This is a genomic window from Ruminococcus sp. YE71 (genome assembly GCF_900119155.1).
GTDB lineage: Bacteria > Bacillota > Clostridia > Oscillospirales > Ruminococcaceae > YE71.
Map to the genome: position 1 here is coordinate 67,414 of NZ_FPIR01000009.1, position 13,399 is coordinate 80,812.

Sequence of the window (13,399 nt, forward strand, 5' to 3'; positions counted from 1 at the left end):
TTCTTTTCACATCAAAACTTTTGGAACGCAGGTCTTACAGCTTCCAGCTGACCGCCTTTTTCCTGTCCTCCACAAATGTCCTGTAGATGCCTTCCTGCTTCATGAGTTCATCGTGCCTGCCCTGCTGAACTATCCTGCCCTTGTCGATGACGATGATGTTGTCCGCATTTCGGACGGTCTTTAGTCTGTGGGCGATCATTATGATAGTCTTCTCCTTTGTCAGCTCATCTATCGCTTTGGTCAGCTCCGCTTCATTCTCGGGATCAACGTTTGCGGTGGCTTCGTCGAGAATGATTATCGGCGAATCCTTCATCATCGCCCTTGCGATGGATATGCGCTGTTTCTCGCCGCCCGAAAGACTTGTGCCGCCCTCGACGATGACGGTGTCATAACCGTCAGGAAGACTCATTATGAAGTCGTGGCAGCGAGCCTTCTTCGCGGCTTCGATGACCCTGTCCATGCTCGCTTCTGGACTGCCGAAACGTATGTTGTTCGCGATGGTATCCTCGAAAAGATACACCCTCTGGAACACGAAGCTGAAATTCTTCATCAGGCTGTCAAAGCTGTAATCGCGCACGTCCTTTCCGCCGAGTGTCACCCTGCCTCCGCCAACATCCCAGAAGCGTGCGATAAGATTTGTGATAGTGGTCTTTCCGCCGCCCGATGGCCCGACTATTGCGGTAGTGGTGTTTTCGGGAATTCTCAGGTCAACACCGTCGATTATAGTCCTGTTGTCGTAAGCGAATGTCACATTTTCAAGCCCGATGTCCTTTGAAGCGGGCTCAATGTCCTCGCCGTCAATATCCATTTCGGGGATAGCAAGTATCTCATTTGCCTGCTCAACGCATATATCAACACTGCGTATCAGCGCCGAAAATCCTGCCATAACGTCAAGGCTTTCGTACACCATGAATGAGCTCACCATCATCATTATGCAGTAAAGCAGGCTCATACTTCCGCCGATATAGAAATACACCGACGCCGCACACATCACGACTCCCGTCAGCTTTGTGACTATCTCCTGCAAACCGATGTAGGGAATGACATCGTATTCCAGCCGTGTATCGCCGTACTGCTTTGCCTTTATCGCCTTTTCCAGCTTCTTCGCACGGCTCCGCGTGAGGTTGTAGTTCTTGACCTCCGCGATGCCCTGGATGAACTCTATCACCGCCGCCACAAGGTCGCGTGCGGCTTCCTGCTGGCGGGGCGCACCCTTGCGGGTCTTTTTCTGCATGGCTGAATTTATCACCGCATACACGCCGATGCCTGCCGTGAGTATCAGCCCTATGCGCCGATCAAAAGCGAAGATGAAAGCCGTGATAACAAACGTGGTGAGTATTCCCTGAGTGGTGAGCATTACCACTCTCGTGGCAACGTCCGAGAGGTTCTCCATGGTGTTGGTGGTGACGCTGGTGATGTGTCCGAGACTGTTGTCGTTGAAATACCCCATCGGCAGATAGCGAAGATGCTCGGCTATCTCGATGCGCTTTCCCGAACAGCAGTTATACCCCGCTTCGGTCTGTAGCATTGTCGTTTTCAGATTGATGAAAAACTGCCCCATCAGCGACGCCGCCAGTATCCCGACAGCCGTGTAAATGGTTTTGTTCGTCATGTCCTTGTCGAGTATCCCAATGACGACAACGGCTATCGCAGAGATCCTCAGAGCTGCAAATACAGCCTTCACAACTCCGAGCGCTATTGCCGTGTACAGCTTTTTCCTGTCCTCTTTGTTGCAGAAATCAAAGAACTTTTTCAGCGTTGCAAACATCACGCACCCTCCTTTACCGATATGTGAGCTTCCCACATCTGTCTGTACAGTCCGCTCTTTTCAAGCAGTTCGGACTGTGTTCCCGAAGCCTCCACGCTGCCGTCCTTGATGACGATTATCTGATCTGCCGACGCTATGGTGGAAAGTCTGTGGGCTATCACCAGCAGAGTTTTCCCCTGCACCAGCTTCGCGACCGAGGACTGGACCAGCGCTTCGTTTTCGGGGTCGGTGTAGGCTGTGGCTTCGTCGAGTATCACTATCGGCGCATTTTTCAGCATAGCCCTCGCGACAGAGATACGCTGTCTTTCTCCGCCCGAGAGGTGTCCGCCCGCACCGCCGACCACGGTGTCATAGCCATGTTCAAGATTCATTATGAAGTCGTGGCAGCCGCAGGCTTTTGCGGCGCCGATGACCTCGTCGTCCGTAGCTTTCGGGTCGCCCATGCGGATGTTCTCCATGATGGTCTCGTCGAACAGGTAGTTTTCCTGAGACACGTAGGCTATATATCTGTTGTACTCTTCAAGAGGGATATTTCGTATATCCACACCGCCGAGACTTATGCTTCCGCTGTTCACGTCCCAGAAGGAAGCTATCAGCTTTGCGACGGTGGACTTGCCCGAACCCGACGGACCCACCAGCGCATTCACCGTGCCCTGCTTTATCGAAATGTCGATACCGTGAAGTATCTCCTCGTCATTGTAGCCGAAGTGTACATTCTTCAGGACTATGTCCGTGCCTGCGGGCTTCTCTTTCAGCGTGTCGGGGCGGACAAGTTCCTCGCGCTCAAGTATCTCCGTCGCCTCGCCGATCACTGTCCCCATCTTTGCGATGCCGTCCCAGTAGGATGCTATCGTCATAAAGGGCGAAACAAGTCCCAGTGAAAGGATTATCAGCATAAGCAGGTCGCTGCCCGAAACGCTGCCGTTCATATACGCCCTCGCACCGAAAGGCAGCAGTCCCAGCAGGAAGTAGGGCATTATCAGCAGCGCAAGGTTCTGCCAGACATTGCAGCGGCGCATCCAGTCGATAAAGCAGTCGGCGCCTTCCTTTGCGGCGGTGACGAACTTCTCGTAGCTGGTCTTTGACTTGCCGAAAGCCTTTATGACCTCGATGCCGTTGATATACTCCACGGCGGTGTCGTTTAGCTTTTTGGTCTTGTCAAGGGTGTACTGATAGCTCTCGCCGCTGCCTATCATCATGATGCCGAAAAACACCACGCCCACAGGCACGCACACAAGGGAGATAAGCGTCAGCTTAACGTCGATGGTCAGCATATAGATGATGAGCGCCACGGGCACGAATGCGTTGGAAACCACTTCGGGAACGATATGTGCAAGGGTGGTCTCGATGGAGTCAACACGCTCGCAGATGATATTCTTGTATGTTCCGCTGGACTGCGAAAGCACCGACCCGAGGGGTATCTTCGAGAGCTTCACCGTCAGCTGCCGCCTTATGTTGGCGAGCACTTCAAAGGTCGCTGCATGGGAAAGGGTGGTGGATATGCTGTGCAGCGCCCTGCACAACACCCAGAACAGCGCCATCATGAGCATATCCTTTTTGAAGTCGCCCATTGACGGCCTGCTGCCCTTTTCGTGGGCGGTCAGCAGCTTATCCACGATATCCGCCATGTAGATATACGGCATGATACCGCTCACGACCTTGCCGAACGCGAATATCACGCTTAGGATATAATTCGGCTTTTTCTGTCCCGCGAATTCCGCTACCCAGCTCAGGGTACTTCGCTTTTTCTTCGTTTGTGACATACTATCCTCACCTTTCATTTAGTTAGCTTAAGCTAACTTGTATCCAAAAATAAACGGAGTCAGACTCCGAGTATCTTTTTCCAGCCTGCCGAGAAGAAGGCATCGAGCGTCTGAGCGTAGTGCATAGCTTCTTCCCGCTCAAAACCATGTATCACAGCCTCAAAAAGCGCTGATACGTTTGCGGTGACCAGCATATGAAATTCCTTTTTTGACAGCTCGTTGACCGTCATGCCGTACTGCTTCATGCGCTCGAAATAATCAAGGGTGGTGCGCTCTTCCATCTCCGCCATATCGTGAAGAAAGCTCTCGTACTTCGTCCCCTGGGAGCAGCATATAAGCAGCCTGAACTCATTGAAATGGTCATAGACAAAGCTCATGAGCCACTTTGTCTCGCTCTCACTGTCGTTCCAGAGCCGCCTGACGTCGCCGCATTTCATGACCTCATAGCCCCGCTCGCAGAACTCCCTGTACGTTTCGATAAGCTCATCCACAGTAGGCGAAACAAGCGCCGAGAACATATCCTCCTTGCTTGCGAAATGCCGATACAGCGCACCCACCGTCAGCCCCACCTCAGCCGCTATCCTGCGCATGGAGGCGTTTTCAAAGCCGTATTCGAGGAACTCGTCCGTGGCGGCTTTTATTATCTTTTCGTGCATCTGTGTTTTATCCTTCGGCATTTTGCCCCACCCCTTTTGTAAACACTGTTTACTCACAAGATATATGATAGCACTTATTCTCCCGCTTGTCAAGGTTAGTAAACACTGTTTACAAAGTTTTTACAAACAGACCGCACGCCTCCCGCGATCCCCCAAAAAAGCAAATGCTCCGTACGATCATCTCTGCCGTACGGAGCATTTTTTTAATGATGTGTCACCATTGTTCTGTTATCTGCGTCACGAGATCGTGATCTTCACCGCCCTCGAACTCATGTGAGATGTATCATAACTGCCGCCAACCTTTGCGCCGACGACAACATAATATGTCCCGGCAGGGAGCTTTGCGGAGGTGTAGGTCAGCGTGTCTGCCGACGTGGTCTTGAGGAGCTTCCAGCCGTTACGGTAGTATACAACAGCATAGCCCTCGGCATTGTCAACAGCAGTCCAGCTGAGCCTGAACCGACCGTCCTTCACCTCAGAGCTGACAACGGGATACGCCGACAAATTCGGGATAACGTATATCGCGTTTGAAAGGTCGATATTCCATTTCCCGTCGATCTTCGCAATAACAGCCACCTTATAGCTTCTGCCTGCTTTGAGGTTTTTCTGAACGTATGATGTGACGTTTCCCTGAGCGAGAAGCACCCATCTGCCGTTCACAAATCCTGCTACGCCGTACTTCTCTGCGCCTTCCACCGCGTTCCAGCTGAGCTTGACTGCGCCGTCACCCTTTTCATAAGTGACCTTGATGGCGGTCTTGCTTCCGAACACGGGCGAGCTTTCGCCCCTTACCCAGCTGTTCAGGTCGGAGCCGTCAGCGGTATAGAACAGGAAATGCGAGAGACCTTCCTTGTTGTTTTCCGTCATATCCTCAAGATATGTGCTTACATCTTTGAGGATAGCGGTCATGCCGTCTTTGTTCTTGTTCAGCGTATTTACGAACTCGCTTGATGCCATCTCGGCAGCAGTCCTTGAAGAAGTTTTTATCTCCTCGCCTACGACCGTACCCGACGCCTTCTTCTCCGCAACATCCTTTCCTGCTATCCTTTGCTGTGCGTCACCGTTATAGCAGCACTCGTAATCGACGGCGATGCCTGCGATCCTGCCGTTTATACCGCCCACGTCAACGGTCGTGACGAGCGACTCGACATTTCCGTATGTGTAGCAGTTGATATTGGTGCCGCCCGACATACCCGTAAGACCGCCTGCCGACGCTTTGTTGTTGCTCTCGGCGTTCACGGTCAGGTCTCCCAGCGTGAAGCAGTTGAGCTGTATCGAGCGGTTCGTCATGCCTGCAAGTCCGCCTGCGTAAACGGACGAAGTCTCGGTCTCGGCGGTTATATCCGTGTCGGTATAACAATCGGTTATCGTACCCCTCAGCGTGCTTCCCACAAGACCGCCGACTCTTGCGAAGGATTCCCTCGTCTTTGCATTGACAGTGCCCTGAACGGAGCAGTTGTCGATAACAAAGCCGTTCTGCGCCCACGCGGCGATACCGCCGACATTCGCTTCATAGCGCGATTCAACGTTGATGGAAACGTCCTTCAGCCTGATGTTCCTGATGTTGACGAGCCTTTCGTCATCGGTGGGGGTGAGGTTGGTGCTGTGGTCGCCCGCAGCAAGACCGAACAGTCCTGCAAGGTAAATGTCCGCAGGGCTTTCGCTGCTGCCGATGGTAAGACCTGTTATCGTGTGGTCTCTGCCGTCAAAATTACCCCTGAACGGATAAACGGCGAAATTCTCCTTCTGACCGTTGATCTCTGCCTGTATCGCATGACCGATGGGCAGCCAGTCGCCGCCTGTGAGGGTGATATCGCTGTCGAGTGCGAACCATACATTCTCCCAGTCAACGTCCTCGTTCATAGCCTCGGCGATATATCTCAGCTGCGACTCCGTTTTCACGAGATACGGTTCGGTCTCAGTGCCCTTACCGCCTGCGAATACCGTCACATCAGCAGCCTTGTAGGAGGTCTTGTCGTTGTAGGTGGATTTTTCCTTTGCGGTCTTGAGAGCGGCTTCATACGCCTCTCCCGAGGCCGAGCCGTCCGAGGACTTGATGTCGGTTATCTCGCCGTTTTTCACGGTGATAGTGACCTCGACCGTCTTGTCACTGTCGCGTCCGTACCATACGCCGTCGTTAAGTGTCAGCTCGGGCTTGACAACTATCTCCGCTTCGGGCTGAACATAGTTTACAGCCGCAGCCGTGTTCGCAAGCGTGACCTCACCCTTGGAGTATTTCCATATCCTCAGTGCGTCCTTTTCCAGACCGAACTGTGTGATCTCTACGGGGAAAGCTGCGAAATTATCGTTGAGCTTGTCGGTGATGTCCCTGTAGGTATCCTTGCTGTAGGCTTCGTTGTTGAATACCACGCCGCCCGTATAGACCATGCCGTCGTCGCTTACTCCCGAGGACACTCTCGTTCCCACGTCGGCGACGGGATCGACAACAGTTCCGCCGATGGTCATTTTTGCCTCGCTGTTATAGTAGCAGTCGTAGGTGTGACCGATGCCAGTGATCCAGCCCGAAAGTGCGCCCGTATATACCGAATAATCGTTGGTATCGTGGCTGCCGTTGCCGTAGCAGTTCACAAGGAAGCCTGCGTTCACCGCGACGAGCGAGCTGACGACTGCCATGCCCTCGTCCTCGCGGTTTCCGCTTCCGTAAACGCTGCCGAATGTGTAGCAGTTGGCGACAAGCGCTCTGTTGACAAGCGCCGCGATACCGCCTGCTTCGCCGTATGAGCCGCCTTTTTCGACCGTGCAGGCTGCTTCAACGTCGGTCTTGCAGTTGATGATCGCGCCCTTGTAGACGTAAGCCGCGATACCTCCGACGAAGCTGTTTCCCGTCTCGGCTGTGACAGTGATACTTCCCCCGACCGAGCAGCCGTCGGTAACAGCGCCCTTATAGCCGCTGTCGCCGGAATCCATTACTGCGGCGATACCTCCTGCATAAACGCTCGCACCATACGTCACGTTCACCATGACGTCGCTGAGAACAAGCCCCTTGACAACAGCATTCGTTCCGAGAATGCTGAAAAATCCGATGTAATTCTTGCCCTGTTCAAGCGCCTTTGCGGTGTCGGCAGTACCGATGGTCATGCCCCTGACAGTATGATCCTTTCCGTCGAAGCTGCCGTTGAATGCGTAGTCGCTGTCACCGACAGGCACCCATTCAGCATCGGAAATGTCGATGTCTGCGGACAGCTCGACATACTTTCCCGAATAGTCGATATTCTCGGTCAGAGAGCCTGCAAAGCTGCGCAGCTGCTCCGAGGTCTTTATCTCATACGGTGACTCCGCGGTGCCGTCGCCCGATTCAAAAATCGAAGCATCGACCGAGGTGTTGACATAAACCTCGTCGGTAAGCTGAGGAGCATCGCCGTCTGCATAACTCCACAGCTTTAACTCCGCATCGACTCCCTGCGCTCTGAGCAGCTTGTCGATCTCTGCGAGATTTCCGTTGAGGGTGTCTGCGAACTCGCTGCTGCCTATCTGATCGCCTGTCAGCGTTTCGGGAACGAAGGTACCCTCGGGGTTCATCGAGCCCGAGCCGTGGGAGACAGGATCGAGGATCGTCATGTCTCCTTTGCTGTCGATATGATACATTTTCGCATCAGCCGACTGATAGTCGAATCTGCCCGACGCGGCAGGCATGAGCGCTCCGTCGATAATGCCTGCACCGCTCACGGCATCAGCCTGTGCGATCGTCCCGACCGTCACGTCACCATCGGCAAAGCAGTTATACTGAGCCGAGGTCATCATGCCGACCACGCCGCCCGCATAAAGCGAAAATCCGCTCGCAGTCAGCACGGTAACGTCTCCCCTGCCCGCACTGTTTACGATGCTCGTATCGTTGCCTGCCATCGCAGCAATTCCGCCGCCGTATGCGATCTTGGTATTCGAGGTCGAGCTGATCTTTGCATTGGAAACGCAGTTTGAGATAACCGCGTTTGCCGACGCTCTGCCGACAACGCCGCCAGCCATCACCATCGCCGCGTTAGTGCCTGCGGACACCAAGCCGTCAACGGCACAGCTGTCAACCGCCGCACTTCCTTCCTGTCCAGAAACTGACCTGCTGGTAATATCTCCTGTTATTCCGCCTGCCCGCACGACCTTTTCGCCCGAAACTTTGATGTCAACATTTTCGAGCCTTATCCCCGAGACCTTCGCCGCAGTGGAGATAGTCGAGAACAGCCCGACGTTCTGCTCCTCGGTATAGGGCTGACCGTCGGCGGTGTGGATTTTCAGTCCCTTTATGGTGTGACCGCGGCCGTCAAAGCTGCCTGCGAAGATCTTGTCGAGGTTCTTCGCGGCGGAGCCCTCTGCACCGATCGGGTTCCAGTTTTCGGTCTCAGAAAGATCAATGTCAGCGTCGAGCACGATATACTTCCCGAGGAAGTTCTCGCCGCTGTCAACCATTTCCGCAAATCCCGCAAGCTGAGCCGCCGTTGCTATCACATACGGGTCGGACGCACTGCCGTCGCCGCTCTCAAAGCAGGTGTCGGACGTGCTCTTTGCGAGTGCGGCATTGACCGCGTTCTTGATGCCGTCACAGCTGTGTGTCGCACCGCTTACGGCATCGACGCCCTCTGTTGAATTTGCGGCGATGATCTTCGGGATGATCGTCTCGGCATACTTCCAGTACTGCGGTGTCTCATTCTGGGATGTAACGTCGATAGCCGAGATCGCACCGTCGGACACCGTGACCGATACGGTGATGTCGCTCTTGTGTCCCCGTGCCGTGCCGACATAAGTGCCGTCCCTGTACTTAGGTGAACCCTCGGCAAAAACGGCTGTGCCGAGAGTGTTCATCATCAGCGCCGCCGACAGAGCAGTACACAGGGCTTTCTTCTGAAGGATCGTTGTTTTCATATTCCCGCTCCTTTACTTATCATTGCGGTTCTTTCTGACGATCATCACTGCCGAAGCCGCAAGCAGAACAGCTGCGCCTGCCGCACCCGTTGCACCCGTGTTCGGGTTAGGCGTAACGGTGACATTGGTGCCGCCCGCCGTGCTGACCGTAGTCTTGGTCGAGGTCGATGCGGAGGAAGCCGAAGAGGACGACGAAGATGAAGCCGCCGAAGAAGAAGAGGACGAGCTGCTGCTTGTGTCGGTCGCCGAGCTGCTGTCATCCGACGAGGTATCGTTTGAGGAGGAGTCGCTTACAGAGGAGCTGTCCGTGTCGGAAGAAGCATCGGACGAGCTGTCGTCGTAGGTGTTCTCCGAAGCGTTGTAGACCGTCGCTGTATTGCGGATAAAATAGTTGTCACAGCTGAACTCGATGGTGTACTCTGTTCCGTCAACGGGCTCGCCGAACGTGATAGTATTACCCTCGCTGTCGGTCACGCTTCCCGTGGTGATGGCAACAACGCCGTCATCAGCCGACACGAACACGGGCTTTGCGGTTTCGGCATCCAGCGGAGTGATGTAGGTGTACTCTGCGTTCTTGCCGCCCGTCGTGTAGTAGACCTTTACGCTGACGTTCTCCGCGTCTTCGGGAAGTCCGCTGATGGTAAGGGTGTTCTCGTTTTTGAACTTCGCGGTGACCTCGCCCGTATACACCTCTGAGAGCTCCAGATCGGATGTATAGTCATAAACATAGTTGACATACTCGGGGGCTGTGCCGTCGGTGGTGTCGGTGTCCTTGACCGTGCAGTAGTAGCGGATGTTGGTTATCTTCTTACCGTCGAGACCTTCAAGCACGTCGGTTTTCCACGCGAGCTGGTTGAACGCCCATATCTGATCCAGGTGGTAAAGTCCGTGCTTCACGCCGTCGTCGGTCGTCAGGACTACCGCGTTTATCAGCTTGTCCGAAGCGTCGGAAGCCTCACCTGCGTCCAGCTGGATGTCGCCCCATCTTGTGCCGTAGGAAACCCCGAGATCTACCGAACCCGAAACAGAATTGCTTGTGCCCGCAGTGAACTTTCCGTTTTTAAGCTCCAGATAATTATCGGGAGCTTCTGCAAGCTCATAGTAAGAGTAGTCGGACGCCTCCGAAAGAGCTTCATAGCCGACAAGCGTGCTTGAAGTGGTAGCACCGTGACCTAAGGTTGCAACAGTTACAGTCGAACTGTCAGTCACGACCTCGCCGCCGAGTGCAATAATATCATCAATGCTGTCAGCCTTGACAGCCCAGATAACGCCCCTTACCTTCGAGCCGTTGTCCTTGCCGACTGCCGTAACAGTGCCGTCCTCAGCGACCGAGACAGTCACACCCGTGTGGTATGCACCGCCTGTCTTGCCGTAGTTGCCTGTTTTGTTCGTGGCGGAGGAAACTGCGTCAACATCGGCAGCTGCCACACCGTCAGCAGCGTAGAACACGCTGTAGGGGATGTTCATCAGAACATATACGCTGTCATCAGCTGCGAAGGCATTGATCGCACCCGAGCTCATCGCGGCAGCAGCCGCCATGACCGCAGCCATACTTCTTTTGTGTTTCATGTAAAACACTCCTTTCAAACTCTTATAAATCACGCGAAAGTTAGCTATAGCTAACTATGGGTTAGAATATCCTAACCGTTATTCTCTAATTATACAGATTCGTTAACTTTTTGTCAATTGGGATTTTTCACAAAGTCATCGCAAATATTTTTGGGACTTTTCATAAAAAGAGAACTATAACGGCAAACAGTTCTGAACTTTTTGTAAATTCACCCCGTTCACAATTGACATCTCAAAAAAACATCAGTATAATAAAAATCCACAGGTTAGCTGTGTCTAACGATTTAAAGGAGTGATGATCTTGCTGTTTTTGATAGCACTTGCCGCAGCGTCGGCTTTTTCTTATTTCTGTTCGGGGGCGGTAAAAAAGCACCCGACAGCGTTTTATTTCGGGAGTGCGGTGCTTTCGGCTGCCGTGACTGCCGCGTCCCGGCAGCATATCGAAAATGAGTTCGTGAGGAATTACCTTGTCGGCATCTTCTCAAAGGGCGCGTTTGCGGGAGCTTTGTGGGTCATAGTCATGTCCATGGGCGCACTTCCGAACGGCAGCCGCCTGATAAAACGGCTCATGCCGATACGCGGCGAGCTCTCGATCATCGCGGCGACGGTCACTCTTTCCCACATCATCACGTATTCCGTCTCGTATATCAAGCGGCTGCTGAATCCTGACCTCAGCGCAGAGGCTGACTTCATCGTTACCTGTGCCGTCTGCCTTGCGCTCGTCGTAATCATGATACCGCTGACCGTTATCTCATTCAAGACGATCAGGAAAAAGATGAACGCAAAGGTCTGGAAGAACATCCAGCGTGCGGCTTACGTTTTTTACGCGCTCATCTACATCCATGTGATGGTCATTTTTATCCCCAGGGCGCGAAACGGTCAGGAGGGCTATTTCCTGAGCTGTATTGCGTACACCGCCGTCTGGAGCGCGTATCTGGTATTCAGGCTGCGCAAGTGGTATCTGAAAAGCCGCAAGCCCGAGAGCAAGGCAGTCATCAACGGCGTTTGCACGGCGTGTGCGGCGGCGCTCATCGGCGGTTCGGCGTTTTTCAGCTACGGTAGGGTTCGTGAGAACAGCTCGGCAATAAAAATGAGCACCACCGAAAGTGCGGCCGTCGTGTTCACCGCTCCCGTCATGACCTCTGCCGCCGATGCCGACAGCACCCTGCCCGACAGCCTTGCCGACAGTACCGTGACTGCCGCCGTTTCAGCCGCGACATCCGAAGCCGTCACTCCCGTCCTGTCGAGCGAGGGCGACAGCTCGTCTGACACGGGCAGTTCCGACAGTGACGACGCCGATGCATCCGAGGAGGAGACCGAGGATGGTGACGAGACTGTGACAACTGCACCTGACGGAGAAGAGCCTGTCTCTTCAAATGAGGACGAGGAATCTGACACATCTGCGGCAGCAACGACCACTCCGACCACGACGACTACCACTGCAACGACCACCACCGCTCCCCCTGTTGTGACCGAGCCGCCCGCTCCCGAGTACATCTACAATGACGGAACATATACCGACACAGCATACGGTTACGACGGCCTCGTTCACGTTACGATAACCATAGAAAACGACATCATAACCAGTCTGACTGCCTTCAGCGAAGAGGAAGAACCCGACTTCTTCAACATGGCATATGAGACCATAGCAAATGCAATACTGAAAAGTCAAAGCACTGACGTTGACGCAGTATCGGGTGCGACCTACAGCTCGAATGCCATAAAAAAGGCGGTAAAGAAGTGCCTTGAACAGGCTAAAAAATAAACGATAGTGAAAGCGGGATATGCGCTTATCCCGACGGCGAAAAGGCGGGCTCGCCCCAAAAGAGTATGGAGCAAATCAGACACGGAGCGCATTATCATCCACGGCTGCAAGCCTGCGTTTGATGAGATAATGCGGCTTACCAAAGAGAGTGATGGATCATGGAAAAAGTAATAACAGGTCTGCTGCTGCCCTTTGCGGGGACGGCGCTCGGTTCAGGGTGCGTGCTGTTCATGAAGCGCAGTCTCGGCAGACAGCTTCAGCGTGCGCTGACAGGCTTTGCCGCAGGGGTCATGACTGCCGCGTCGGTCTGGAGCCTCATCATTCCCGCGATGGATATGTCGGCGGACAAGGGCAGGCTGGCGTTTCTGCCTGCGGTCATCGGCTTCTGGTGCGGAGTTCTGTTTCTTCTGCTGCTCGACTCGCTGATACCCCACCTGCACATGAACGCCGAAAAAGCCGAGGGAATGCCCTCTCGGCTTGCACGGACGACGATGATGGTGCTGGCAGTGACGCTCCACAATATCCCCGAAGGAATGGCGGTCGGCATCGTGTACGCAGGGCTCGTATCGGGTTCGGCGGACATGACGGCAGGCGGAGCCTTTGCACTCACGCTGGGTATCGCCATACAGAATTTCCCCGAAGGCGCGATAATCTCCATGCCCCTCCACGCTGAGGGAAAAAGCAAGTTCAGAGCGTTCCTTGACGGCGTGCTGTCGGGTGCGGTCGAGCCGATAGGAGCGATCCTTACCATACTGTTTGCAGGGCTGTTTCTGCCGCTGATGCCGTATTTTCTGAGCTTTGCGGCAGGTGCGATGCTCTATGTGGTGGTCGAGGAGCTTATCCCCGAAATGTCAGAAGGGGAACATTCAAACATCGGCGTGCTGATGTTTTCCTTCGGCTTCACGCTGATGATGACGCTTGATGTGGCTCTGGGGTGAAATAAGATCGGCAAAGCAGTTCGCCGTGCAAGTCAATCCGCGATGCCTTCGGTCTCTTCGGGACAGGA

The 13,399-nt window shown here is 54.0% G+C and carries 7 protein-coding genes; 2 read left to right on the forward strand and 5 right to left on the reverse strand.

What is annotated here, in order from left to right; all coding sequences use genetic code 11:
- Positions 1-34 precede the first annotated feature (34 nt).
- The 5 genes from BT142_RS09935 to BT142_RS09955 form a co-directional block, all read right to left on the reverse strand.
- Entirely contained in the window at positions 35-1,768 is a 1,734-nt protein-coding gene (locus tag BT142_RS09935; protein ID WP_072418046.1) for an ABC transporter ATP-binding protein, read from the reverse strand.
- A complete protein-coding gene (locus BT142_RS09940) occupies positions 1,768-3,531 on the reverse strand; it encodes an ABC transporter ATP-binding protein (protein ID WP_072418047.1) in 1,764 nt (587 codons plus the stop codon). The genes BT142_RS09935 and BT142_RS09940 overlap by 1 nt, the downstream gene beginning before the upstream one ends.
- Before the next feature lie 59 nt (positions 3,532-3,590).
- Positions 3,591-4,208, reverse strand: coding sequence for a TetR/AcrR family transcriptional regulator (locus BT142_RS09945; RefSeq protein WP_072418048.1), 618 nt, complete (start codon positions 4,206-4,208; stop codon positions 3,591-3,593).
- A 216-nt stretch (positions 4,209-4,424) separates the two neighbouring features.
- Entirely contained in the window at positions 4,425-9,059 is a 4,635-nt protein-coding gene (locus BT142_RS09950; protein ID WP_072418049.1) for an FMN-binding protein, read from the reverse strand.
- A gap of 12 nt (positions 9,060-9,071) precedes the next feature.
- Positions 9,072-10,628 (reverse strand): hypothetical protein, encoded by a 1,557-nt coding sequence (locus tag BT142_RS09955; protein ID WP_072418050.1) that lies wholly within the window; start codon positions 10,626-10,628, stop codon positions 9,072-9,074.
- A gap of 295 nt (positions 10,629-10,923) precedes the next feature.
- On the opposite strand from BT142_RS09955, the gene BT142_RS09960 reads away from it, so the two are divergent.
- Together BT142_RS09960 and BT142_RS09965 are read left to right on the forward strand one after the other, a co-directional pair.
- Positions 10,924-12,393, forward strand: a complete 1,470-nt coding sequence (locus tag BT142_RS09960) for an FMN-binding protein (protein WP_242871978.1) — start codon at positions 10,924-10,926, stop codon at positions 12,391-12,393.
- A 158-nt stretch (positions 12,394-12,551) separates the two neighbouring features.
- Positions 12,552-13,331 carry a ZIP family metal transporter gene (locus BT142_RS09965; protein WP_072418052.1) on the forward strand — a complete coding sequence of 260 codons (780 nt, stop codon included), beginning with the start codon at positions 12,552-12,554 and terminating at the stop codon, positions 13,329-13,331.
- The last annotated feature ends 68 nt before the right edge of the window (positions 13,332-13,399 follow it).